Here is a 23,773-nt window from a genome sequence, read left to right as displayed (position 1 = left end):
GGGAATGGTAAGCAAGCTTTGAATGAGGAAGGTGGTTGTTATGTTTCAAGTGCCGGTCGGCGTATCCGCCAGACATATTCATTTATCGGAAGAACATATCGCGAAGTTATTCGGCAGCGGCTATGAACTGTCGGTGCTCAAAGATTTATCGCAGCCCGGGCAGTTTGCCGCGAAAGAAACGGTGGCTGTGATCGGCCCGAGAGGGCAATTTGATAAAGTAAGAATTTTGGGACCGGCTCGCGGGAAATCGCAGCTGGAAGTGTCCAGAACGGATGCGTTCACGCTTGGAATCACGCCTCCGGTTCGTGAGTCGGGTAATATTGCGGGCACGCCTGGAATCAAAGTCGTCGGACCTGCAGGAGAAATGGAGCTGGCCGAAGGCGTCATTGTCGCAGCGCGGCATATTCATTTCCACACGGACGATGCAGCCAAGTGGGGGATAGCGGACAAGCAGAGATTGTCGGTTCGCGTGGAAGGGGAGCGCGCGCTTGTTTTTGAGAACGTCGTTGCCCGCGTATCCGATCAATTTGCGCTCGATATGCATATTGATACGGACGAGGCTAATGCGGCCGGCGTGAAAACGGGTGATATCGCGGTCATATTATTGTAGAAGCACAGCCTTCCAACGTACCTATTCCAGCAGCGTGAAGGATAGGTACTCTTTTGTATACAACGTATGATCGTTATATGGTTTCTGTGATGGTTTAATGGTTCAAAACTAAACCGCACCTACGCAGTGCGAGAAGCGGGAGTACTTTACATACAGGCTTTGATGGATTAGTCAAGGGGTTTGTGGTATAATTTTTTATCGATGCAATGCGATATTTTATTAATATTTTATGTTTGAGGACATTTGAAATAAGGAAGTGAGACACATCATGAATAAGGAGACTCCAAACTCACCAGACTTAAAATCTGGCAAGGGTGAAAAAGACTACTCCAAATACTTCGACTTTACGGATGCAAAGGTCATAAGCGAAGAAGACGGAAAAACGACGTACCGCATTAAAGGGCGTAATATCCAAATCAATGCTGCTCCGAACTATAAAGAAGAGAAAAAGCGCGGCAAAGAAGAAATCAAAGTTCATTACGATTTTGAATTGCCGGAAGAGATGAAGCAATTCGGTGCAGGCAAATATGCATATATTATGACGTATGGCTGCCAAATGAACGAGCATGACTCCGAAACGATCAAAGGGCTGCTCGAGCAAATGGGGTACACGTCTACAGACGATCGCAATATGGCCGATATCATTTTGCTTAATACTTGTGCCGTTCGCGAGAATGCGGAAGATAAAGTGTTCGGCGAGCTGGGCCATTTAAGCCATCTGAAGAAAGAAAAGCCGTCGCTTATTCTCGGCGTATGCGGTTGCATGTCGCAAGAAGAGTCCGTCGTCCGCCGGATCATGAAGAAACACCCGTTTGTCGATATCATTTTCGGCACGCATAACATTCATCGGCTGCCTCACCTCGTGAAGGAAGCGATATTCAGCAAAGAAATGGTCATCGAGGTATGGTCCAAGGAAGGCGATATCATCGAGAATTTGCCGAAGAAACGCGAAGGCATCAAGGCGTGGGTGAACATTATGTATGGCTGTGACAAGTTTTGTACGTACTGTATCGTGCCATATACGCGAGGGAAAGAGCGCAGCCGTAGACCGGAGGACGTCATCGCCGAAGTGCGGGAGCTGGCCCGGCAGGGATTTAAGGAAATTATGCTGCTTGGTCAAAACGTCAATGCATACGGCAAGGATTTTGAAGATATCGAATACCGGTTCGGCGATTTGATGGATGATATCCGCAAGATCGATCTGCCGCGCGTACGCTTTACCACATCGCATCCGCGCGATTTTGACGATCATTTGATCGAAGTGCTTGCGAAAAAAGGCAATCTGATGGAGCATATTCATTTGCCGGTTCAATCCGGCAGCAATGAAATATTGAAACGGATGAGCCGGAAATATACGAGAGAGCATTATCTGGAGCTCGTGAAAAAAATAAAAACGGCGATGCCGGACGTCGTACTTACGACCGATATTATTGTCGGATTTCCGGGAGAAACGGACGAGCAGTTCGAAGATACGATTTCGCTCGTGAAGGAAGTCGGCTACGACAGCGCCTATACGTTCATCTATTCTCCGCGGGAAGGAACGCCTGCTGCCGACATGGAAGACAATGTGCCGGAAGATGTGAAGCGCAAACGGTTGTACCGCTTGAACGACGTCCTGAACGAATTCAGCAAGAAGAGCAATGAAAGCTTAAAGGGGCATACGCTTGAAGTGCTGGTAGAAGGCGAAAGCAAAAATAACGCCAACGTATTGGCGGGGCGGACCCGGACGAATAAGCTTGTGCATTTTGAAGGACCGAGAGAATTGATCGGACAGTTTGTGCACGTGCATATTACGGAAACACCGACGTTCTACATTAAAGGCGAATGGGTTCGGCAAGAAGAAGCTGCAGTATAATTACAATAGAGGCAGGGGTGCTTAAAACCGATGGCGGAACATCATAATCATAGTCATCCACATCCGCATACCAACCAATGCGGGATGGAGTGCTACACGAATACGGAAATGATCGTCAGGGAAGATATTTTGGCCAAAGCAAAAGAACTGGCGGATCTGATTTCCACCTCCAATGAAGTGCAGTTTTTTCAACGGGCGGAACGTCAGATCGCAAACAGCGATCACATTCAGACGTTGATCAGCAGCATCAAGAAAAAGCAGAAGGAAATCGTGGCGTTTCAATCTTTTGAAAATGTAAAGATGGTCGATAAGATCGAGAAGGAAGTCGACGAGCTGCAGGATCAGCTTGACTCCATTCCGGTCGTCAGCGAATTCAAGCAAACGCAGGAAGACATCAACTACTTGCTCCAGCTTGTAATGTCAGTTATTCGCGATACGATTTCGGAAAAAATCAACGTCGAAGAAGGAAAAGTCGCCGCAGGTTCAGGCTACGGCGAGTAAGCTCCGCGTTATTGACCGTTGTTAAAATAGGACCGATGTGCCGCCTTTTTGGGTGTGCAGGTCGGTTCTTTTCGTTGTTCCGCTTGGTATAATATGGAGATCCCTTCCGGATACTATCGATAATTGAAAAGGAGGCTTCACTTATGGCTGTATCTACGAACATCCCGGGACCGAAAGGGCTTCCGATTACCGGTAATTTGCTAGCCTTTCGCAAAGATCCGTTAGGTTTTCTTATGAAAGCATTTCAGGAACATGGCGATGTCGTACGTATTCGGTTCGGTCCTTCGCGATATGTTTATTTGATTAGCGATCCGGAACAAATCAAAGAGGTGCTGCTTACCAAGCAAAGCGCCTTTACGAAGGCGAAGGGGCTGCAGACAGCCAAAGCGGTCGTCGGTGAAGGAATATTGACAAGCGAAGGGGAGGCGCATATGCGTCAGCGTCGTTTGATGCAGCCGTCGTTCCGCAAAGATCGCATTGTCAAATATGCGTCGGCTATGGTCGATTTGACCGAAAACATGCTGCAAAGCTGGAAAGACGGAGAACAGCGCAGCTTGACGGACGACATGATGCGGTTGACGCTGCAAATCATTTCCCGGACCATGTTCGGGACAAGCATCTCGACCGGGGTAGAGGAGATCGGTCACGCCATTGATGTCGGGATGAAATATGTGAGCCATAAGGCGACATCCGTCATCGATATTCCGGACAATATTCCGACAAAGGCGAATGTTAAATTCAAACAAGCGGCTCATACGCTTGATGAGGTCATTTACCGAATTATTGAAGAGCGCCGCAAAGAACCGGATTCCGGTCACAGTGATTTATTGTCCATGCTGCTTACCGTCCGGGACGAAGAAACGGGCAGCGGCATGAGCGATAAGCAAGTGCGCGATGAAGTGATGACGATTTTTATTGCCGGTCATGAAACGACCGCGAACACATTGTCTTGGACGTGGTACTTGCTGTCCCAACATCCCGAAGTGGAGAACAAACTTTGGGAGGAGCTCGATCGCGTACTCAGCGGCCGCAAGCCGACGATCGAAGATATGGATCAGCTGCAATATACGCAGCAGGTCATTTGGGAATCCATGAGAATGTATCCGGCGGTATGGGCGGTAAATCGCTTGGTTCATGAGCAGGTGGATATCGGCGGCCGAATATTCGAACCGGGCGATACGTTAATGATGAGCCAGTTCGTCATGCACCGCAATCCGAAATATTACGATAACGCCGATCAATTTATTCCCGAACGGTTTGCCGGCGATTTGCTGAAACGAATCCCGCAGTTTGCTTATTTTCCGTTCGGCGGCGGCCCTCGGGTTTGTATCGGCAATAATTTTGCCCTGATGGAAGCGACGCTGCTCTTTGCCACGATCGCCAGCAAATTCAAGCTGCGACTCGCGCCGGGGCATCATGAAGTTGTGCCAGAGCCGCTTGTCACTCTGCGTCCGAAAAATGGGCTAAACATGGTAATCAGCGCAAGAAACCGGTCATGAACGAAGCGGGATACATCGAGCGGCGGATCGAAATCGTAGGCGTATTCGAAATACCGATATCCGTATCGCCTTCGGAATTCAGAGCGGAACTGCATGCCGTATTTCAACAAAAAGGATGGGATTTCAAAGGGTTTACCGCCGATATTACGGCCGGTAGGGAGCGCCAGGCATAAAATCCGCTTATACCGGGAATCCTTGTCAAGGAAATCGATTATTTCCATACAGGAGGATTTCCGTTGGATATAGTAAAGTTTACGCTCACTCCGCAAAGTGAAACGGAGCTAAAGGCTTTAATCGAAGAAATTAACAATCATGCTTCGTTGTCCGATGAAGAAATGCAGCAACTGCTGCAAGAGCTGAACGAATGGAACCGATCATCGTCTGAGCCGCTGCAGTAGCAGCAAGAAGGCCCTTGTCGTTTCAAGCAACGCGTGCTTGGAAGGCGAGGGTTTTATTTTTTTCGCTCGTTTGACGAATGGATTGCCAATTGATATGTTATTCATATCTGGAGTTGTCTGCATTTCATGGGTGAGAGGCGGAGATATCGAATGAGAACGATCGTATGCGAGGAACCGAACCGTCTGGTATGGAAAGAGACGGAAACACCTGTTAGGCAGCCGGGGGAAGCATTGGTACGCATTCGGCGTATCGGCATATGCGGGACGGATCTGCATGCTTACCGGGGGAACCAGCCGTACTTCGAATATCCGCGTATTCTGGGACATGAGCTTAGCGCTGAAATCGTCGAAACGCCGGATAACGCTGCGGAGTTAGAGCCGGGGGACATCGTAACGATCATGCCCTATATCGAATGCGGGATATGCGTCGCATGCCGCGCGGGCAAAACGAATTGCTGTACGAGCATGAGCGTTCTCGGCGTTCATCAAGACGGCGGGATGCGCGAATATATGTCTGTGCCTGCAGATCATTTGCTCAAGACGGAAGGTCTTTCGCTCGAGCAGACCGCCGTGATAGAGTGCTTCAGCATCGGGGCGCATGCGGTTCGCAGAGCGGCGCTGCAGCCGGAAGAGTTTGCGCTAGTGATCGGGGCCGGACCGATCGGACTTGGAGTCATGAAGTTCGCCAAGCTGGCGGGGGCGAGAGTCATCGCGATGGATATCAACCAAGAACGGCTTCAATACTGCCGGACTTGGGCGCCCGCGGACTTTACCGTCAATGCGAAAGACGATCCGCTCAAGGCGATCGAAGCGATTACCGGAGGAGACTTTCCGACTGCCGTCTTCGATGCGACGGGCAATGCCAAATCGATGGAGAATGCGCTGCAATATGTCGCGCATGGCGGCAGGCTTGTATACGTCGGTCTCGTGAAAGCAAATATTTCGTTCAGCGATCCGGAATTTCACAAACGGGAGATGTCCATCTTAAGCAGCCGCAACGCGAGCCGGGTCGATTTCGAGCATGTCATTAACAGCATTCGCGCTGGCAGCATCGATACGGATTCGTTTGTCACGCATCGGGTTCCGTTTGACGAAATGATCGGTGCATACGAGACATGGCTGAAGCCGGAAACCGGCGTTATCAAAGCGATGGTGGAATTATAATCGACATGCGCATCAGACCGTTCGAACCTGAACAAGGGATCGGCGGTCTGTTTTCAATAGTGTGGCTCCGGGTATGTTACAATAAGCGATAGCATTTATTTAAGACGAGGTGAATCCCGAGTGGAAAAAGACACATTGACCCGGTTCGGCGTGTCGATGCCGGAAGAACTGATCAAGCAGTTCGATCAATACATTAACGATCAAGGATATACGAATCGTTCCGAAGCCATTCGCGATCTGGTTCGAAAGGTGCTCCTCGAGCCGGGACGCCTGAACTCGGAGCAGTTGGTAGCCGGTACCATTGTAATGGTATACGATCATCATGTGACGGGCCTGCCGCTCGATCTGATGGAACTTCAGCACGAATATCACCATCATATCATCTCGAATATGCACATTCATTTGAACCACGACCAGTGCCTGGAAATTATCGCTGTACGTGGAATATTATCGGAGCTTCGGGATTTGAAGCACAAGATTCAAGTGCAAAAAGGCGTGCTTTATGCCGAACTGTCCGTTACCTTTGTGGATAACCGCAAAGAAGGCCATAGTTCCGCTGGCCATGCACATCAAGGACAAACGCACAGCCATTCTCATCATCATGAGTAGTAATCGGCAAAGCACAGGAAATGTGACATCAGGAAATGGAATAGTACTGCCGCTGTCAAAAGGAGGGAGTTTTCATGTCCAGCGAACATCTGACGCTGCACACGGATAAATATCAGATCAACATGATGTATGCGCACTGGTTTCATCAAACGTTAAACCAGCGCTCGGTGTTCGAGGCGTACTTTCGTAAGCTGCCGTTCGGCAACGGCTTTGCTGTGTTTTCGGGGCTGGAGCGAATTGCTTCCTATCTCCGCGATCTGCGGTTTAGCGAGGACGATCTGGCTTATCTCGCAACGCAGGAAGAAAATTACGATCCGGCATTCCTTGAGGAATTGCGAAAATTCCGCTTTACAGGAAGCTTGTGGTCGGCGCTGGAAGGGACGCTTGTGTTTGCGAACGAGCCGCTGATCCGGGTCGAGGGCCGCATATTCGAGACGCAATTGGTGGAAACGGCGCTGCTCAACTTCATGAATTATCAAACGCTGATTGCCACCAAAGCGTCCAGAATTCGCCAAGTCGCGCCGGACGACATACTGATGGAATTCGGCACGCGAAGGGCGCAGGAAGCGGATGCGGCCGTATGGGGGGCGAGAGCGAGCTATATCGCAGGTTTCGACGCTACGTCCAACATGCGGGCGGGAATGTTGTTCGGCATTCCGACGAAAGGAACGCACGCCCATGCATGGGTGCAGGACCATGAGACGGAGGAGGAAGCTTTTCATCGTTTTGCGGAGGCGCTACCGGACCATGTTACGCTGTTAGTTGATACGTATGATACGCTCAAGAGCGGAGTGCCTAACGCAATCCGTATCGCCAAACAGCTCGAAAGCAAAGGCAAGCGCATGAAAGCCATTCGGCTCGACAGCGGCGACTTGGCGTATTTGTCCAAAGCGGCTCGGGCCATGCTGGACGATGCGGGTCTGACCTATGTTCAGATTGTAGCATCGAACGATTTGGATGAAAGCATCATTTTGCATCTGAAGACGCAGGGAGCCCGGATCGATTCCTGGGGAATCGGAACGCAGCTCATTACTGCGGCCGACCAGCCTTCATTGGGGGGCGTGTATAAACTGGTGGCCAGAGAGCGGGACGGCGAACTTGAGCCCGTAATCAAAATTTCCGGCAACCCGGAAAAAGTGTCCATGCCGGGGCGCAAAGAAGTGTTTCGCATTATTAATAAGGAAACGGGGAAAGCGGAAGCGGATTATATCGCCCTTGCAGGAGAGCGGGATATTGAAGAACACCGTCCGTTAAAGCTGTTCGATCCGGTTCACCCTTATATCAGCAAAAACATTTCGAACTACGAAGCGATTCCGCTTCTGCATCCAATCTATGCGGCTGGGAAACTCGTTTATAATTTGCCTGCATTGTCGGAAATTCGGGATCATCACAAGCAGCAGCTGACGCTTTACTGGCCGGAGCATTTGCGTAAGCTCAATCCGGAAATATATCCGGTCGTTCTGAGCCCGGCCGCATGGCAGTTGAAGATGGATCTTATCGAAAAGTACAGAGAGTAGCATGATTTGTCGCATTGTTAACAGGATTGTTATTTTCCGGTACAAAATCAGGTATCCAGCCGTACGAAGGTGTGTTATCTTAAAAAAGATATTTCGCGGATTTACCGGAGAGGAGTCTGTTTGTTTATGCCAGCGACGATTGTGCTGCTGCTCTGTTTGATCGTTATGGGATCTTTTGTGAGCGCGGCGTTTGTTTTGTTTTTTCAGCGTAAAACGAGGAGCGCTTTTATATTCCTGGCGCTCGGATTGATCAGCATGTTCATTTTTTACTATGCGATATACAATGGTTGGCTCGCCCTTCCTAAAAAGTAAAGCGCAAGGAGACAACACGAATGAACGGACAATTGCGTAAAGACATAGCATCCGGCATGGAAGTACATATTGTGCTAAAGCAGGATCAGCTGACGGGGAAGCTTACGCGCGGAGTGGTAAAGGACATTTTGACCAATTCGCCTTCGCATCCGCATGGTATCAAAGTCCGGCTAACCGACGGTCAAGTCGGCCGAGTCAAGGAAATCATCAAGTGAAGTGATGAATCCCTTCGGAATCGGCATAAGCTGATGAAGGGGAGGGAGCAGCATGGACAAAGAATCGGTTGTACCGACACAGCCTGAGAGAGAAAAGCGGTCTCACGCGCATCTTTACCGCGCCGTTACCGGAAGCGAATCGGGGCATTCGCATATATTGGAGTTTTTCGTTTATCCGGTAAATGGGGATGCTTACGATGGACATCAACACAATTATCAGGGACATACAAGGATAAGCCAACGGCATTTTCACCGGGTAATCGGTACGACGGGTCCGGCGATTCCGCTTCCGGATGGATCCCATATTCACGAAGTGAACGATCGAGTGGACGATGAGCCGTTTTCCTTTCGAGGGGGGTATTACTCCACGGAGACCGGGATTCCCAGACACGAACATACTTTTGCAGGTCTCACCAGCCCTGGAATTGGCTACTGGCCCCCGGGGTGGTGACCGGAACAGCCGGACGTTTTGATGGAGAACAAATGATGAAACAATTACCGATCGATCCGGTGTTGCCGGATTTACAACGAATATTGCGAAGCGCTGCAAATGCAGTGCTTGTAGCGCCGCCCGGCGCGGGGAAGACAACCCGCGTCCCTTTGGCATTGTTGAACGAGCCGTGGCTAATGGACCAACGTATCATAATGCTGGAGCCGCGGCGGCTTGCCGCTCGTTCCGCTGCCAGGCACATGGCAGCCTCGCTTGGCGAGCGAGTCGGCGAAACGGTTGGCTACCGGGTTCGGCTGGATACGAAGGTAGGACCTCGAACGCGTATCGAGGTCATAACGGAGGGAGTACTGACTCGTCTGCTCCAGGAAGATCCGGCGCTTGAGGGCGTAGGGGTCATCATCTTTGACGAATTTCACGAACGAAGTTTGCATGCGGATCTGGGCTTGGCGCTTTGCCTTCAAACGCAGCAGGTGCTTCGCGAAGATTTGCGGATCGTAGTCATGTCGGCAACGATTGAAGCGGAGCCTGTAGCGAACCTTTTGGGTTCGGCGCCGATCGTGAGAAGCGAAGGACGCAGCTTTCCCGTACAGACACATTACTTGGATCGTCCGTCGGACGAACGACTGGAGCATTTGACCGTTCGCAGCGTTTTACACGCGTTGCAGCACGATCCGGGTGATATGCTGGTTTTTCTTCCGGGTGCGGCTGAAATTCGACGCGTTGAGGCTCGATTACACGAGCTGAGGTTAGGGAATCATGTGAGAATCGCACCGCTTTTTGGAGTATTGCCGCAAGGCGAGCAAGATGCGGCTCTAGCTCCCTGCGGCCCGGGAGAGCGAAAAATCGTCCTGGCCACATCAATAGCGGAGACGAGTTTAACGGTAGAAGGGGTACGCATCGTGATCGATAGCGGCCTTATGCGCGTTCCTCGTTTTTCGCCGCGAACCGGGATGTCTCGGCTGGAAACGATTCGCGTTTCCCGTGCTTCGGCGGATCAGCGGCGCGGACGGGCAGGGCGGCTCGATTCCGGCGTCTGCTACCGTCTATGGACGGTACAGGAGGACCGGAGCTTGAAAGAGCAGTCCACGCCGGAGATCCTGGAAGCGGATTTGACTGCGCTTGCGCTTGAACTGGCAGCCTGGGGCGTAACCGATCCGTCGGAGCTGCAGTGGCTCGACCCGCCTCCGACAGCGGCGATGACGCATGCAAGGGAACTATTGCGCCGGCTTGGAGCTATGGATGAGCGGGGCGTTATCACTTCGCACGGCCGTTCGCTGGCCGAATGGGGGCTGCATCCCCGTTTCGCCCATATGCTCGTAAATGCGGTTCCGCTAAAGCAAACGAAACTGGCTTGCATGATCGCTGCTGTACTAGGGGAGCGGGATTTTATGCGCAAAGATACGGGGACCGCGGACGCAGACCTGCGTGTTCGGGTCGAGGCTATACATAAGTTTGCTTTAGCGATTCCGTCCAAGCAGTCCGCTTCCGGGCGTCATTCTATCGAACACGAGGATTCGCCGACTGACGTTGGGCGCGATATGAACTATCTCGGGTGGACGATGCCCGGTTATTCGGTGGATGCAGCGTCATGCCGTCGGATCGCAGCGGAAGCGCGCCATATTCAGGAATCGGTTCCATTATCCGATCAAGAGCCGGAAATGGACATTCATTCCATCGGACTGCTGCTTGCATTTGCCTACCCGGACCGTATCGCTCAAAGAAGAACGGACGGACGCTATCTGCTTAGCAACGGTCGCGGGGCAATATTGCCCGATTCCGGCTCGCAGGCAATATCCGTCTCACCCTTTCTCGTTGCAGCCGACCTGGATGATCGTGGATCGGAAAGCCGCATTTATTTGGCAAGTCCCGTGGATCTGGGCCAATTGGAGGACCATTGTCAACAATTGATGAAGCAGGAGAAGTCGGTTGAGTGGGATCGTGAAGCCGGGCGAGTCCGGGCGGTAGCCCGGCTCAAGCTTGGTGCACTGGTGCTGAAGGAGCAACCGGTCGCTAGTCCTGCACCGGAGGAACTGCTAACTGCGCTGCTACAAGGAATCGCCGACGAAGGGCTAGAGATATTGCCATGGACCCGGGCAGCCCGCCAGGTTCAGCAGCGGGCCTACTTCATGCACTGTGCCGATTCTTCCTGGCCGGATTTATCCGATGAAGCGCTGCTTGATTCGTTGGAACAATGGCTTGGTCCGCATCTATATGGATTAAAAAGCCGAAACGATCTCGCTCGTCTCGGGCTTACCGACATATTAGAAGCTATGCTTACGTGGGAGCAGCGCAGAGAGCTTGATGCGTCCGTACCAACGCATATTACCGTTCCCAGCGGATCGCGCATCGCGGTGGATTATAGTGACCCGGCCTCACCGGTGTTGTCGGTGCGACTTCAGGAAATGTTCGGCCTACAGGATACGCCCCGAATCGCAAAGGGGACCATACCGATTACACTGCACCTGCTCTCGCCTGCGCAACGTCCCGTTCAGGTGACGAAGGACCTTGCAAGCTTTTGGCAGAACGCTTATTTCGAAGTGAAAAAAGATTTGAAGGGGCGATACCCAAAGCATTATTGGCCGGATGATCCGCTTGCCGCCATGCCGACCAATCGGGCGAAGCCAAGAAACTAACTCTAACAAACAAACAACCTAATGGTTTGACTTTTTTGCAAGGAAGACATATGATAGCTGTAATACGAGTAAGGGGATGTTTTGATGTCCAGGTTGGTTCTTAACTAATTAATTTCATACGATCGTTTCGTTTTTTGCTTGACACTACAGGTCTGTCCATTTGCGGTTGTAGGTGATCATGCAATGAACGTTGCGGTTTTGAAATATAGTTAAGAACATCGGGAACCTTACGCCGTTATACAGGTCTGTCCTTAGGCGAAATCCGTGCTCTTGCAGCACGTTTTTTTGTGCCCTTTTTTGGGTACTCCTTACCATACGCCAATAAAGGATAGGCCGGTTTTGCAGGCAGAAGATGAACGTTATGTTCATTTTCTGCCTTTTTGTTTTTTTATAAGCAGTCATTACAAGGAGGAACAAACCATGAATTTTGATGTAACGAATCGCTTGGAGTACGAAAAAGTGAAGGAGCGATTGGCCGATTTTGCCATGTCATATCTCGGCAAAAACCATATCGAACAGATGGCGCCGCTTACGGATAAGCGTGTCATTGAACAATGGTTGGAGGAAACCGAGGAGACCGTACAAATGATAAAGTTCGGAGCTAGTATCCCGATTCCCGCACTGGAAGGAATGGAGCAAATATTTTCAGGCTTCGGGAAAGGATTGCTGCTGTCGATCGAGGAGCTTCAATTGATCGGAAGGCTGCTCGAAACTACGGAGCAACTGAAGCGGTTTATGGCAAAAAAAGAAACGGTAGCGCCAAACGTAAGCGCCTATGCCAAATCCATGTATGAGCTGAAGGAGTTGAAGAGCGAGATCGAGCGATGCATCAGGCATGGGCAGTTGACGGACCAAGCCAGCCCGGAGCTCGGCAAAATCCGTAAGAAAATCGTTATTATCGAAGAACGGATCAAGAAAAAGCTCGACGGAACAATGCAAAGGTATCGTTCCTACTTGCAGGAATTCGTTGTCAGCATGCGTGGCGACCGTTATGTAGTGCCGGTGAAAAAAGAATACAGAAAATTAATACCCGGAGCTGTACTGGATGAGTCGGCGAGCGGTCAAACCGTTTTTATCGAGCCTGCCGATTTGGCCCAGTTGTCCTTCGAATTAAACGGTTGGCGCGCAGACGAGGCTAGGGAAGAAACGAAGGTTCTTGCGCATCTGACCGATATGGCGGAGGAGCATCGTCACGAGATTTCGATCAACCTGGAAACGATAGGTCACTATGATTTTTTAGCGGCCAAGGCCAAATACGCCCGATCTTTGGATGGACGATCTGTCCGGTTGAATACGGAAGGCAAAATACGAATTGTAGGCGGGAAACATCCGCTCCTGGGAAGTCAGTCCGTGCCTCTTCATTTTGAGATCGGCGAAGGCTACCGTTCTTTGATTATTACCGGTCCCAACACAGGCGGGAAAACGGTAGCGCTAAAAACAATAGGACTCCTGACCATGATGGTACAATCGGGGCTGCTCGTACCGGTGGAAGAGGAGAGCAGCTTTGCGATTTATTCCGAAGTATCGGCAGATATAGGTGACGGCCAAAGTTTGGAACATTCGCTAAGCACATTCTCTTCACACATCAAAAATGTAATTCGCATTCTTCGTTCTGCCGGCCCTTCATCCTTAATTCTGCTGGATGAACTTGCGACAGGAACAGATCCGGGAGAAGGGATCGGATTGTCTATCGCCGTGCTGGAAGAGCTATACAAACGCGGGGCGACCGTTGTTGCGACGACACATTTCAATGAAATCAAGCAGTTCGCCGAAGAAGCACCCGGGTTTCAAAATGCAAGCATGGCTTTCGACCTTGAAACGCTCCAGCCGCTGTATAGGCTTACGATCGGTTCTGCAGGCAGCAGCTATGCATTCCAGATCGCTTTAAAGCTTGGCATTCCGAAAGACATTATCGAACGATCCAAGGCCATCACGTACAACCGCGCTCAGAACGATCCATTGGTTTCGCTTGAAACAGCGCTTGCGGACCATCGAACATCGATAGGAGCCGCATTAGGAGTGCCTGAAGAGACAGGCGCGGCTAGAGCAAAATCAGCGTCAACCATAGGGGCAACTGCTTGGTCAACGACGAAGACAACAACAGAAGCAAGCGACACGAAAAATGAGAAGCAGCTTTCTTCGCTGCCGAGTTTTGATATCGGAGACAGCGTGTGGATACATTCATTGAGACGTACGGGAATTGTATGCAGTCAACCCGATGATAGGGGAAACATCGTTGTAATGATCCAAAAAGAAAAAGTAAAAATAAACCGCAAACGCCTCTCGCTTTACATTGAAAAGAAACAATTGTATCCTGATGAGAGCTACGACTTGGACATCGTGTTCGAATCGAAAGAAGTAAGGAAAAAGCGAAAGCAAATGAATAAAAGGCACGATCCCAGCAATATCATCGTTAAACCATCTGAGGAAATATAATCGGGACTTTTACACAAATTGCTGCAGAAGTATATTAGACCCGGTTAAAGAATGAAGGTAAGCAATCAACTTATACAAAAGGGTGAGAACATTGATTCAAGTTCTGGAAGCTTCGATGCAATACAACAAAGGTGACGGATACGTCGGCAAAGTGGGATTTCAAGTGGAAGGTCATAACCTTCCTTACGAGATCACCATATTCAGTAAAGACGGAAAAGATTGGGGCTATGGGCTGTTTTTCTTAAAGGAATCGGGTAACGAAGAACAGCTGGAAGCAGTGGAAGAGCTGTTGGAAGACAATGACGAAGTATTCGAGCTGCTTGTTAATGCGGCAAGAAGCTCGCTATAAAAGCGCGAATTGTTTATTTGAAGCCGTAGATTGTTCTGCGGCTTTTTTTGACAAATTTGAATGGGCTTATAATGCGTAATCTACTACCCTAATCCTTCATAATATCCTCGGAAATTCCTATTCAATCCTCGTCTCATGGCATGCACTAACCCGTTCTACGACTCTTATGGGCACTATCCCATCCGCTCAGTTGGCAGCAATTATTATTGTAGTTCATTTTAGCTAGTACAAAACTAAAGAAGTTTGAAATCCGTTTAACCCAGCAACATGAAAGCTAACGTTTGAAGAGATGAATGATGGAACCATGTTTGTGGGCGAACGATAATGTTGATTTTTATTCTACATGATTACCAATCACGTGCCGGTACGAATTCCTGCTAAATTCGCGTATTACAGAAGAGCTACTTATGCATTGACGCAGCAAATGGAACAATATTGGCTCTTCACGAATCGTTAGATTCCGACGATAGGTGAATTCATCTAAGTAGGCTTGCAAATGTTTACGGCCTAAACCGTGAAAAGTAGCATTGATCCATTTGCTCGCATCGTTCACAAACGCAAGAAGCGTTTTGAATCTTTTGGGAGAAAAACGGCCAGTAACAATCTCGACATTGCTAGTGCACGGCTCGATATATTGTTCCATAAACGCTTTGCTTCCCACGGCAGAGATCACACGTTGATACATATGAGAATGCGGCACAAGTTTTATTCTGAAGCATGCCGGTTGGCCATAGTCGTCCATTGCGGCACCAACCAAAAGGGGGCGTTCTTGTTTATGAAGTTGTATCGTAGGGTTGTGAGGTTTACCGTAAGCTGAGGCGTTAACCTGGACAATCCCGGAAAGAAGCGTTTGTTGATTCGCCAGTGTCATAGCATGACGGATTTTGTGCAAAATGAGCCATGCCGTTTTATAGGTTACGCGAATGGCCTGGCTTAGCACGGTTGCAGAAACACCGCTATCTACCCGTGAAATAAGGTAAAAGGCAGTAAACCACTTGTAAAGTTCCGTACGCTGCACCGCGGACAGGAGTAACCGTCAGGCCACTTGACTTGAAATAAATATTGAGCACATGCTTCTTCGGTCCCGAATTGTTCCTGAAAGGATGTATCTATTGCAGTAAGTTCGCCGTTCATATCAAGTTCCTCCTTTCCTCTTTTTTAAAAAAAGCGAACAAATGTTTCTATTAATAAGAATTATAACAAACATATGTTCTATTTTCAAGTATATAATTACATAATATTACATAAATGAGGTTTGTAAATAACATTTCGGAGGCAGTCATTGTTAGATCATGATAGGTCCACTAATTCCAAATCTTACTGAGTAGAAGGGATAGTGCCTAAAAATGCAAGAAGTACAAAGCAAGATTATGCAGCAAGAAGCACGTAAAGAGAAACCATAACCAGCACAAAGCTAGAAGTACATAGCAAGAAGCACAAAGCAAGAACCACATAGCAAGAACTCTCAATGCAAGAGCTCTCATAGCAAGAACCACATAGAAAGAAACACATAGAAGTAAGGCATGCCAGAAGATATCGCCCCAACATGGTTTTAAGTGACGGTGGACGAAGCGAGAGATACTCTTTAATAGACTGTGAGAGAGGAGCAAACAAGTGAAAGACAGGGCACCAATCAAAGGGAGAAGTTAAGCGCGAAAGGCGTATACAGGGACGCTGAAAATACATTTGGAAAGTAATATCAGCCAATAGCTGTTCAGGTGAGAGAGAGCAGGAATTAGTCTTTCACAATACGGAGGGTTGGATGGTTGCATGGGCGAAAGGACTTTTATGCATGAAGGGTAATGATACGGCGAAGGAAGATGATAAAAAATATATTGCAAGCGCTTACCCAATAATTTAATATATAGTTACAACTATTCCATCGGGTCAGGTGAGAGAACATGAGAGTGCATGAGATTACGATCTCCACGGAAATGCAGCCGCAGTACTTGCAATTGATTGCACAAAGAGCAAGCCAGTTCCGCTCCGATATAAAGATCAAGTTTGAGAAAGAAAATATACAACTCGACGCCAAGAGCATTTTAGGGATGATGATGCTCCCTATGCATCCGGGTACTAAGGTAACTATTCAAACGAAAGGCGGAGACGAGGAAGAAGCGATCGAAGCCATGAGCAGCATGCTCGAGGTAAAGGCTTGAGCTTGGATCCAAAGCTCGAATCACAAACTTGACTCAAGTCTGAACTCAAAAGCTGAATTGCATAGACCGGCGTACAAATCAAAGTATAAAACAACTATATCAATGCAATTCAAAAACAAAGCTCTGCGCATAGCTGCTGGCTTTGTTTTTTTTGTGTTCAAGTAAAGGTGTCTGTTACAATAAGCTAGGCCGCATTATTCGTAGAAAATGATAGGATACTGAGTAGAAGAGGGGAAGGGGATTCATGCGATCTCGCTTGCGGTTGACAGTCATACTGACTGGCATTTTTGTCGTTTTGACGGCGATACAATATTATATCGGTTGGCACATATGGGTCTTTTTATCTACGGTCTTTCATTTGGAATCGAGCGTGTTATACTGGGCTATGTACTGGATCGTCGCATATTCCTATCTCCTGGCACGCTTGTTGTCGCGTGTATTGCCAAGATTTTTATACCGTGTGCTGAAAGTCGTCGGATCGTATTGGTTTGCGGTACTGCTATATGCCATACTGCTGCTGCCGGTTGCAGATCTTATCGCTTTAGTGCTTCGGCTTTCCAATACGGCGAGTTCCGATACTATTGTAATCGTGCTTGGTATTTTGTCCGTTCTCATCTTCGCGGGGTTGGTATTGAGAGGTTCGTGGAACGCCTGGAATCCTGTCATTCGAAGGTTTGAAGTAACGATACCCAAACCAGCGGGGAAGTGGGAGCGGCTTACGATCGCAGTGGCCTCTGACCTTCATCTCGGGACTATTGTCGGGAATGCTTATCTGGGAGTGCTGGTAGAGCGGATCAACGGACTAAAACCGGATTTGATTTTATTCCCCGGAGACGTTATCGACGATGAGATCGAACCTTTTATCCGTGAACGGATGGGAGAGGTCCTGCAAAAACTGCAAGCGACGCTTGGCAAATATGCCGTTCTAGGCAATCACGAGTATATCGGCGGGCACATTGATGAGTTCGAACGACAAATGACCGCATCCGGCATCGAGCTGCTGATGGACCGCAGCGTAAAGATCGACGACAGCTTGTATCTAATCGGTCGTAAGGATCGTGCGGTGGAGCGTTTCGGAAAGGGGAGCCGAATGGAGCTGGACGAGCTTCTGGACGGGATAGACCGATCGCTTCCTCTGATCATGATGGATCATCAGCCGTACCACTTGGATCAGGCATCATCAAGCGGTATCGATGTCATGCTGTCCGGTCATACGCACCGCGGGCAAATGGCACCGAATCATTGGATTACAGGACGATTGTTCGAGCTGGATTGGGGCTATGTTCAAAAAGGAGGACTCCATGCGATCGTATCCTCAGGATTTGGAACATGGGGCCCGCCGATTCGCCTCGGCAGCCGATCCGAAATCATTGAACTTATCATTCATTTTCAGCCTTCCTAAAACGAAAGGGGCATTGCAAATATGGTAGAACATCTCGTATTGTTTAAACTGAAGGAAACGACGACAACCGAACAAAAAGCCGAAATTGTAGCAACGCTTCAAGAGTTGGCCTCGATTAATGGCGTAATCGAATTTTCCGCGGGTTTGAACCACTCGGAAGAGGGGAAAAGCAAAGGATTCGAAGTCGGTATGCGTATCGCATTCCGGGATACGGCCGCGCTGGATGCTTATTTGCCAAGCGAATCCCATCAAACAACGATTGGAAAGATTAGAGAACATTTCGCCGATGTCATCGTTCTGGACTATACGCATTGAAACGGTGCCATGATTGTTGCTAATCGAGAGGCAAGATGAGAAAGGGGAACATCAAAGCTGGCTAATTCATCTTATTTAGGCATAGACGCAGGGGGGACTCTCGTTAAATTTGCCTATTATCATAAGGGGAACCTGACTTTTCATAAAATTCCATCCGCACAAATGACGGTTGCGGCTTCCTGGATTAAGGAACAATTTTCCGGAGCGCAGCTGTGTGTTACCGGAGGAAAAAGCAAGCTGCTTCAATCTTGTCTCGGCATCAATATGCCGGAAATCGTTGAGTTTGAAGCAACCTGTTCCGGTGCTGAATACTTGCTCAAGGAGCAGGGAAGTGACGAATCGGCTTACATATTAACGAATGTCGGAACCGGCACGTCGATTCACTTCGTTCAAGGCGAAGAGCATAGCCGGGTCGGGGGTACAGGCGTTGGCGGCGGTACGTTGATGGGTCTGTCCTATCTTCTGACAGGTCATTCCGACTACAAAGAGATTATGTCGTTATCACAAATCGGGGATCGTGCGAACATCGACCTGAAGGTGAGCCATATTTACGAAGGGGCGGAACCCCCGATTCCTGGGGAGCTAACGGCGAGCAATTTCGGCCATGTGCTGCAAAGTTCAGTTCACGCCCAGGATGCTGACAAACTGGCTTGCGTCGTCGGACTCGTAGGGGAGACCGTGACGACCATGAGTGTTTTTGCGGCCGGGAAGTGCGGGGTAGCTACCGTAGTCTATATCGGCTCCTCTTTCGTTGAGAATGAGCTGCTGCAGGAGATTGTGCTGCGTTATACTGCGCTTCGCGGAGCGAAAGCGATCGTTCTGAACAACGGCGAATTCAGCGGGGCGATCGGAGCGCTTCGATCGATTTATCGGGATTAGAAGGATAAGCCTTCCTTTTTGCATAAAATAGCGTGAATCATTGCACACTATCTTTTGGAAAAGGAGGGATGAACGATGGCGAAAATTGCAGTGGAAAACAGCCTGCAGGATGTGAAGAACGCACTCCAGCAAAGCGGGCACGACGTGATTGCAGTAGATTCCAGCAATATTCAAAACTGCGACTGCTGCGTCATTTCCGGACAGGACAAAAATGTGATGGGAATCGCAGAAACGGCAACGAAAGCATCCGTTATCAATGCTCAAGGAATGACGGCGGATGAGATCGTGCAGCAAGTCAATCAACGTTTGCAATAATCGAACAAGGAAAAATGAGCACTTCCGTCCATTGCTGTGCAGTGGGGGAGTGCTCATTTTCATTTATTTCCTTTGCTTACCCAGAACGTGATTTGCGTTCCTTTGGGGACGGTCACGTTCGGAGCGGGGTCCTGCTTGAATACCGTGCCTTTGATCTGTTCATGCGGCTCGATAAAATATTGATAGCGCAGGCCGTATGCCAGCGCCTGTTTTTCCGCCACTTCCTGGGAAAAGCCGGTTAACGTCGGGGTGCTGGTCGACTCCTGATTTTCCGGTGTCTCCGCTGCCGCAGCGACTGTTTCCGTCAGCTTCGGCCCTGCCTGCTGCGCTATCGGAACGGTATCTTGCTTCGACACGGCAGCCGTTTCCTCCGGGGGCAGTTCCGGTTTTTTCATCAGCGTAATAAACGCCAACTCCCCGACCAGCAGAACAAGAAGGGCACTGCATCCGATGACCCACTTTCGATTCCATCGGAACGTTTTAATTTCCGTTTTCGCCGCCGGTACGGAGGGCGCGGTTTTGATGATGTCTTTCTTTTGGAATGGGACACTTGGCGCCGGTCGTTGGAGCACTTTTTGTCCTTCGTGCCTGGAGACGATTTTGTCAAAGCCCGAAAGCAAATGGGGGAGTGTCGCTTCTCCCGTGAGCACACGCCGGATCCGTCCTGCGATATCGGCCGATTGGTCTGCATCAAGCGTGACAAGTCTTTCTTGAAGCTCCCCGCACAAGGTGTCCGGATCTTCGGGAGCTTCGAAGGAACGCATCACAAATTGATAGAGCAGCCGGCAAAGCCCCGCAGCCCCGATCCAATTCGGATTTCCTTGTTCCCAGTAATTGATGACGGACAATCCTTGCTCGCTGCTTAAACATAAGTTATCGGCGCGAACGGAATAACCGGTAATACCTTCTTTTTTCGCTTCGTGCATTCCGTATCCTAAATCCATGACCAGCTTGATCATTTCCATCTCGCCGAATTTATGGATTTCAAGTTCATCTATGATAAGCCGACCGGCTCCCGGCTTTAATATCGCCATGATTCGGTCGGGATTCACGTCTATATCGAGAACATGCATGAACCGTTCGTCGGAAAATTGGGAAACTTTACGGATACTCTGCACATAATCGCCGATTACCGTCTCATTCGTTGGCTCAAGCACAAAGCACATGACGTCCCGGTTAAAAAATAAATCTTTGCCTTTGTAAAGCTTTCCGAGCGGCTGCTGTTGAATACACTGCTCGGGCAAGTACCTCTGCCGGATCGTTTCCATTGGAACCCTCCTTACCTAACTCTCCAGGTGTCCGTCATGGCATAATTATAGCTTATTATACTATTCGAATGGAAATTCCTTTTTATGTTCATAACTAAAAAATTGATCAAGAAAACCTGACACGAGAAAGATCGCGTCAGGTTTGAAGGAAGACAAGTCTATTTACGTTTGTTCAATCGCATGATTGCACTTTCAAACGAATGACATTCCAGGATGCCTTGGACAACATCGCACTTACGATACAGTCCGCTACAGACGCATTTCCATTGTTATTCGGCTTCACCCGGTCGGGCTCGTCTGCTGTGTTGACCGCTTTCAAATCGTCATGCTCCAGCACGATATGCTCGATTAGACGGCATGATCCGAAGCTGCGCAAATCGACTTGAAGCGGAAGAGCGTTATCCGTATCGCGATTGACGGCAAATACGGTCACTTCCGATTGTTCTTCGTTATGAACGGCTACCGCTTCCAAATACGGTACGTCGGTCATTTCCTTTGTATCGTATTTCGGCGACTGAATGAGCGGCACAAGCGCTTTGCCGCGGCCAAAGACGGAGGCATGAAGATAAGGATAGTAGATCGTCTGCTTCCACGCCTTGCCACCGGTTTGAGTCATAATCGGAGCAATGACGTTAACAAGCTGAGCCATGCATGCCATCTTCACGCGATCCGCGTGCTTGAGCAGACTGATCAGCATGCAGCCGACAAGCAGCGCGTCCTCGTGGTTGTATATATCCTCGAGCTGCGGCGGCGCAATTTGCCAAGGCTCGATCTTGGCGTCCGCTTCATTCGAGTGATACCATACGTTCCATTCGTCGAAGGAGAGCATCATCGTTTTTTTACTCCGCTTCTTTGCTTTGACATAATCGCAGGTGGCGATAACGGAACGGATGAAGTCGTCCATTTGCAGCGAACGGGCCAAAAAGGTAGCCGTGTCGTTCTGTTTGTTGCCGTAATACGTGTGCAGCGAAATATAATCGACATGCGGATATGTATGATCGAGTACGGTTGCTTCCCAATCGGGAAAGGTGACCATGCCCCGGCTTGAGCTGCCGCAGGCGACCAATTCAATCGAAGGATCTACCCATTTCATGACCTTCGCCGTTTCGCAGGCGATCCGCCCGTATTCTTCCGCTGTCTTATGGCCGATCTGCCAAGGGCCGTCCATTTCGTTGCCGAGACACCACGTCTTGATCGCGTGAGGCTCCTTGTAACCATGGTGCGCGCGGAGATCGCTCCAATAGGTCCCGCCCGGATGATTACTGTATTCGACAATGCTCCGCGCATCTTCCGGACCTTGCGTTCCGAGGTTGACCGCCCACATGATGTCCGCACCGGCTTTTTTGCACCAGTCTGCAAAATCGTTCAGCCCCACTTGATTCGGCTCGACCGTACGCCAAGCTAGCTCCAACCGTTTCTTGCGGGATTCCTTGGGGCCGATCCCGTCTTTCCAGTCGTAGCCGGATACGAAGTTGCCGCCTGGATATCGGATAATAGGCGTCTGCAGCGAACGGACCAGCTCCAGCACGTCAGTGCGGAATCCCTGTTCGTCCGATAACGGATGGTCCGGCTCGTAAATACCTCCGTAAACAGCACGTCCGAGATGCTCGATAAAAGAACCGTAAATGCGTTTGTCGACTTCACCGATAATGAAATCTTTGTCTACGATCATTTTTGCCGTTGCTGACATAAAAATCATCTCCCATTGAAATAATAAAAATATTAATCAAAATATAAAAACATTAACTATATATTATTAAACATGGGAGCGCTTTATTTTGCAATCGTATTTTTATTTTTTCTTATTGCTTTTGTTAAATTTATATATATATTAATTATATAAGAATCGAAATTAAGGATGTGCCATACTTATATGATCAAAGCGAACACCGATCGTTCCTTTTTGCCGCTATATGAAGCGCTGGCTAGCGAAGTTCGGCTGCAAATTCTGGAGCTAGTCGCCGAGGAACCGAAAAGCGTAAAAGAGCTGGCGGAAGCGCTAGGACTCAGCAGCGCCATTATGACCATGCATATCCGTAAGCTGGAGCGGGGCGGACTTATTCAAGCGCGGATGATTCGCAAGAACGGCGGTACGCATAAAGTATGCTCGCTGGCCGCGGCCGGCATTGAAATCGCCATGCCTTCGATGACACCGGAGAAAAGGGCATATCATGAAACAGCAATCCCGGTAGGCCATTATACGGCGTACGAGATTTATCCGACATGCGGACTTGCGACCCGGGACAAGGTGATCGGACAATTCGACGATCCGCGCTACTTTATGGAACCGGAGCGGATGCATGCGGAAATACTGTGGTTCGGCCGAGGGTATGTGGAGTACAAAATCCCGAACTATTTGCTGCCCGGCCAGCGGCCGAACGAGATCGAGATTTCGCTGGAAATCGGCTCCGAAGCGCCGGGCTTTAACGAAAATTGGCCTTCGGACATTTTCTTTTATTTGAACGGAACGCGTCTGGGCATGTGGACAAGTCCCGGCGATTACGGCAGCAGCCAGGGCCGATATACGCCTGATTGGTGGGACGTCAATCAGTACGGTCTGCTGAAGCGAGTGCGCATTTGCGACAACGGCACCTATATCGACGGGCAAAACATGTCCGGTATTTGCATCGGGGACATTGCACTCGACCGCAATCATTGGGTGCTCAGGATGGCGGTGCCGGAAGAGGCGGCCCATGTAGGCGGCTTGACGCTGTATGGAGCGGGTTTCGGAAACTATAACCAGGATATTTTGTTTCGCGTGTATTACGAGCAGGGGACCGTGGGGACGGATTAGAAGCGTATCTTAGCCATTTCAGCTTCACGTCAGGCTTTCCGAAGGAACTCGCCGCGGGAATGCTTCGTCTCTTCGGTCCGCGCCTCGCTCGA

25 protein-coding genes are annotated in these 23,773 nt (G+C 49.5%); 21 read left to right on the top strand and 4 right to left on the bottom strand.

The features are described from left to right. Window positions 1-40 precede the first annotated feature (40 nt). The 15 genes from ACFQI7_RS03920 (at window position 41) to ACFQI7_RS03850 (ending at window position 14,549) form a co-directional block, all read left to right on the top strand. Window positions 41-610 (top strand): phosphate propanoyltransferase, encoded by a 570-nt coding sequence (locus ACFQI7_RS03920; RefSeq protein WP_218097381.1) that lies wholly within the window; start codon window positions 41-43, stop codon window positions 608-610. 268 nt (window positions 611-878) lie between these two features. Beyond that, the gene (miaB, locus tag ACFQI7_RS03915) at window positions 879-2,465 is read left to right on the top strand and encodes a tRNA (N6-isopentenyl adenosine(37)-C2)-methylthiotransferase MiaB (protein WP_218097382.1); all 1,587 of its coding nucleotides are present in this window, start codon (window positions 879-881) and stop codon (window positions 2,463-2,465) included. Between the two features lie 30 nt (window positions 2,466-2,495). Further along, on the top strand, window positions 2,496-2,966 hold the full coding sequence (locus ACFQI7_RS03910; protein ID WP_377516634.1) for a RicAFT regulatory complex protein RicA family protein: 471 nt from the start codon (window positions 2,496-2,498) through the stop codon (window positions 2,964-2,966). A gap of 143 nt (window positions 2,967-3,109) precedes the next feature. Next, a complete protein-coding gene (locus tag ACFQI7_RS03905; RefSeq protein ID WP_218097383.1) occupies window positions 3,110-4,465 on the top strand; it encodes a cytochrome P450 in 1,356 nt (451 codons plus the stop codon). Continuing rightward, window positions 4,462-4,638 carry a hypothetical protein gene (locus tag ACFQI7_RS03900; protein WP_218097384.1) on the top strand — a complete coding sequence of 59 codons (177 nt, stop codon included), beginning with the start codon at window positions 4,462-4,464 and terminating at the stop codon, window positions 4,636-4,638. The genes ACFQI7_RS03905 and ACFQI7_RS03900 overlap by 4 nt, the downstream gene beginning before the upstream one ends. Window positions 4,639-4,701: 63 nt before the next feature. After that, on the top strand, window positions 4,702-4,863 hold the full coding sequence (locus ACFQI7_RS03895) for a hypothetical protein (protein WP_218097385.1): 162 nt from the start codon (window positions 4,702-4,704) through the stop codon (window positions 4,861-4,863). A gap of 150 nt (window positions 4,864-5,013) precedes the next feature. After that, window positions 5,014-6,027, top strand: coding sequence for a zinc-binding alcohol dehydrogenase family protein (locus tag ACFQI7_RS03890; protein ID WP_218097386.1), 1,014 nt, complete (start codon window positions 5,014-5,016; stop codon window positions 6,025-6,027). Between the two features lie 120 nt (window positions 6,028-6,147). After that, window positions 6,148-6,636 (top strand): nickel-responsive transcriptional regulator NikR, encoded by a 489-nt coding sequence (gene nikR / locus ACFQI7_RS03885; RefSeq protein WP_218097387.1) that lies wholly within the window; start codon window positions 6,148-6,150, stop codon window positions 6,634-6,636. A 74-nt stretch (window positions 6,637-6,710) separates the two neighbouring features. Next, the gene (locus tag ACFQI7_RS03880; RefSeq protein ID WP_218097388.1) at window positions 6,711-8,153 is read left to right on the top strand and encodes a nicotinate phosphoribosyltransferase; all 1,443 of its coding nucleotides are present in this window, start codon (window positions 6,711-6,713) and stop codon (window positions 8,151-8,153) included. A gap of 126 nt (window positions 8,154-8,279) precedes the next feature. After that, window positions 8,280-8,465, top strand: coding sequence for a hypothetical protein (locus ACFQI7_RS03875; protein ID WP_218097389.1), 186 nt, complete (start codon window positions 8,280-8,282; stop codon window positions 8,463-8,465). Between the two features lie 20 nt (window positions 8,466-8,485). Further along, window positions 8,486-8,680: a YwbE family protein gene (locus ACFQI7_RS03870; RefSeq protein ID WP_218097390.1), complete on the top strand. Its 195-nt coding sequence runs from the start codon at window positions 8,486-8,488 to the stop codon at window positions 8,678-8,680. A 52-nt stretch (window positions 8,681-8,732) separates the two neighbouring features. Continuing rightward, a complete protein-coding gene (locus ACFQI7_RS03865; RefSeq protein ID WP_218097391.1) occupies window positions 8,733-9,131 on the top strand; it encodes a YmaF family protein in 399 nt (132 codons plus the stop codon). Between the two features lie 35 nt (window positions 9,132-9,166). Next, the gene (gene hrpB, locus ACFQI7_RS03860) at window positions 9,167-11,764 is read left to right on the top strand and encodes an ATP-dependent helicase HrpB (protein WP_218097530.1); all 2,598 of its coding nucleotides are present in this window, start codon (window positions 9,167-9,169) and stop codon (window positions 11,762-11,764) included. Window positions 11,765-12,184: 420 nt separating this feature from the next. Then, on the top strand, window positions 12,185-14,200 hold the full coding sequence (locus ACFQI7_RS03855; protein WP_218097392.1) for an endonuclease MutS2: 2,016 nt from the start codon (window positions 12,185-12,187) through the stop codon (window positions 14,198-14,200). Window positions 14,201-14,291: 91 nt separating this feature from the next. Next, window positions 14,292-14,549 (top strand): hypothetical protein, encoded by a 258-nt coding sequence (locus ACFQI7_RS03850; protein ID WP_230414644.1) that lies wholly within the window; start codon window positions 14,292-14,294, stop codon window positions 14,547-14,549. A gap of 334 nt (window positions 14,550-14,883) precedes the next feature. Here ACFQI7_RS03850 and ACFQI7_RS03845 read toward each other — a convergent pair whose 3' ends face one another. Together ACFQI7_RS03845 and ACFQI7_RS03840 are read right to left on the bottom strand one after the other, a co-directional pair. Then, window positions 14,884-15,567: a transposase gene (locus tag ACFQI7_RS03845; RefSeq protein WP_230414645.1), complete on the bottom strand. Its 684-nt coding sequence runs from the start codon at window positions 15,565-15,567 to the stop codon at window positions 14,884-14,886. Next, window positions 15,510-15,683, bottom strand: a complete 174-nt coding sequence (locus ACFQI7_RS03840; protein ID WP_218097394.1) for a transposase — start codon at window positions 15,681-15,683, stop codon at window positions 15,510-15,512. Before ACFQI7_RS03840 ends, ACFQI7_RS03845 begins: the two co-directional genes overlap by 58 nt. 767 nt (window positions 15,684-16,450) lie before the next feature. Here ACFQI7_RS03840 and ACFQI7_RS03835 point away from each other — a divergent pair. The 5 genes from ACFQI7_RS03835 to ACFQI7_RS03815 all read left to right on the top strand — a co-directional run bounded on the left by ACFQI7_RS03835 (window position 16,451) and on the right by ACFQI7_RS03815 (window position 19,619). Beyond that, entirely contained in the window at window positions 16,451-16,708 is a 258-nt protein-coding gene (locus tag ACFQI7_RS03835) for an HPr family phosphocarrier protein (protein ID WP_218097395.1), read from the top strand. Window positions 16,709-16,952: 244 nt separating this feature from the next. After that, the gene (locus tag ACFQI7_RS03830; RefSeq protein WP_218097396.1) at window positions 16,953-18,110 is read left to right on the top strand and encodes a metallophosphoesterase; all 1,158 of its coding nucleotides are present in this window, start codon (window positions 16,953-16,955) and stop codon (window positions 18,108-18,110) included. A 21-nt stretch (window positions 18,111-18,131) separates the two neighbouring features. Next, complete coding sequence (locus ACFQI7_RS03825; protein ID WP_218097397.1) at window positions 18,132-18,425, top strand: Dabb family protein; 294 nt, start codon at window positions 18,132-18,134, stop codon at window positions 18,423-18,425. Between the two features lie 57 nt (window positions 18,426-18,482). Further along, window positions 18,483-19,304 carry a type II pantothenate kinase gene (coaW, locus tag ACFQI7_RS03820; protein WP_218097532.1) on the top strand — a complete coding sequence of 274 codons (822 nt, stop codon included), beginning with the start codon at window positions 18,483-18,485 and terminating at the stop codon, window positions 19,302-19,304. A gap of 75 nt (window positions 19,305-19,379) precedes the next feature. Continuing rightward, the gene (locus ACFQI7_RS03815) at window positions 19,380-19,619 is read left to right on the top strand and encodes a YkuS family protein (RefSeq protein ID WP_218097398.1); all 240 of its coding nucleotides are present in this window, start codon (window positions 19,380-19,382) and stop codon (window positions 19,617-19,619) included. Between the two features lie 59 nt (window positions 19,620-19,678). Here ACFQI7_RS03815 and ACFQI7_RS03810 read toward each other — a convergent pair whose 3' ends face one another. Together ACFQI7_RS03810 and arfA are read right to left on the bottom strand one after the other, a co-directional pair. Next, on the bottom strand, window positions 19,679-20,887 hold the full coding sequence (locus tag ACFQI7_RS03810) for a PASTA domain-containing protein (RefSeq protein ID WP_218097399.1): 1,209 nt from the start codon (window positions 20,885-20,887) through the stop codon (window positions 19,679-19,681). A gap of 172 nt (window positions 20,888-21,059) precedes the next feature. After that, window positions 21,060-22,577, bottom strand: a complete 1,518-nt coding sequence (gene arfA, locus ACFQI7_RS03805; protein ID WP_218097400.1) for an arabinosylfuranosidase ArfA — start codon at window positions 22,575-22,577, stop codon at window positions 21,060-21,062. A gap of 183 nt (window positions 22,578-22,760) precedes the next feature. Here arfA and ACFQI7_RS03800 point away from each other — a divergent pair, with 183 nt between their 5' ends. Then, on the top strand, window positions 22,761-23,681 hold the full coding sequence (locus tag ACFQI7_RS03800; protein ID WP_218097401.1) for an ArsR/SmtB family transcription factor: 921 nt from the start codon (window positions 22,761-22,763) through the stop codon (window positions 23,679-23,681). Window positions 23,682-23,773 lie beyond the last annotated feature (92 nt).

It is taken from the genome of Paenibacillus allorhizosphaerae (genome assembly GCF_042659105.1).
GTDB lineage: Bacteria > Bacillota > Bacilli > Paenibacillales > NBRC-103111 > Paenibacillus_G > Paenibacillus_G allorhizosphaerae.
The sequence above is the reverse complement of the archived record's forward strand: the minus strand, read 5'-3'. Positions and strand labels throughout refer to the sequence as shown.

Bases quoted from the DNA above. Each gene is read 5' to 3' on its own strand.
- ACFQI7_RS03825 (WP_218097397.1), top strand. From the start codon at position 18,132: ATGGTAGAACATCTCGTATTGTTTAAACTGAAGGAAACGACGACAACC.
- ACFQI7_RS03855 (WP_218097392.1), top strand. From the start codon at position 12,185: ATGAATTTTGATGTAACGAATCGCTTGGAGTACGAAAAAGTGAAGGAG.
- hrpB (WP_218097530.1), top strand. From the start codon at position 9,167: ATGAAACAATTACCGATCGATCCGGTGTTGCCGGATTTACAACGAATA.
- ACFQI7_RS03865 (WP_218097391.1), top strand. From the start codon at position 8,733: ATGGACAAAGAATCGGTTGTACCGACACAGCCTGAGAGAGAAAAGCGG.
- ACFQI7_RS03920 (WP_218097381.1), top strand. From the start codon at position 41: ATGTTTCAAGTGCCGGTCGGCGTATCCGCCAGACATATTCATTTATCG.
- ACFQI7_RS03810 (WP_218097399.1), bottom strand. From the start codon at position 20,887: ATGGAAACGATCCGGCAGAGGTACTTGCCCGAGCAGTGTATTCAACAG.
- ACFQI7_RS03840 (WP_218097394.1), bottom strand. From the start codon at position 15,683: ATGAACGGCGAACTTACTGCAATAGATACATCCTTTCAGGAACAATTC.
- ACFQI7_RS03835 (WP_218097395.1), top strand. From the start codon at position 16,451: ATGAGAGTGCATGAGATTACGATCTCCACGGAAATGCAGCCGCAGTAC.
- ACFQI7_RS03800 (WP_218097401.1), top strand. From the start codon at position 22,761: ATGATCAAAGCGAACACCGATCGTTCCTTTTTGCCGCTATATGAAGCG.
- ACFQI7_RS03900 (WP_218097384.1), top strand. From the start codon at position 4,462: ATGAACGAAGCGGGATACATCGAGCGGCGGATCGAAATCGTAGGCGTA.
- ACFQI7_RS03905 (WP_218097383.1), top strand. From the start codon at position 3,110: ATGGCTGTATCTACGAACATCCCGGGACCGAAAGGGCTTCCGATTACC.
- ACFQI7_RS03875 (WP_218097389.1), top strand. From the start codon at position 8,280: ATGCCAGCGACGATTGTGCTGCTGCTCTGTTTGATCGTTATGGGATCT.
- ACFQI7_RS03880 (WP_218097388.1), top strand. From the start codon at position 6,711: ATGTCCAGCGAACATCTGACGCTGCACACGGATAAATATCAGATCAAC.
- arfA (WP_218097400.1), bottom strand. From the start codon at position 22,577: ATGTCAGCAACGGCAAAAATGATCGTAGACAAAGATTTCATTATCGGT.
- miaB (WP_218097382.1), top strand. From the start codon at position 879: ATGAATAAGGAGACTCCAAACTCACCAGACTTAAAATCTGGCAAGGGT.
- ACFQI7_RS03890 (WP_218097386.1), top strand. From the start codon at position 5,014: ATGAGAACGATCGTATGCGAGGAACCGAACCGTCTGGTATGGAAAGAG.
- ACFQI7_RS03815 (WP_218097398.1), top strand. From the start codon at position 19,380: ATGGCGAAAATTGCAGTGGAAAACAGCCTGCAGGATGTGAAGAACGCA.
- ACFQI7_RS03910 (WP_377516634.1), top strand. From the start codon at position 2,496: ATGGCGGAACATCATAATCATAGTCATCCACATCCGCATACCAACCAA.
- ACFQI7_RS03870 (WP_218097390.1), top strand. From the start codon at position 8,486: ATGAACGGACAATTGCGTAAAGACATAGCATCCGGCATGGAAGTACAT.
- ACFQI7_RS03830 (WP_218097396.1), top strand. From the start codon at position 16,953: ATGCGATCTCGCTTGCGGTTGACAGTCATACTGACTGGCATTTTTGTC.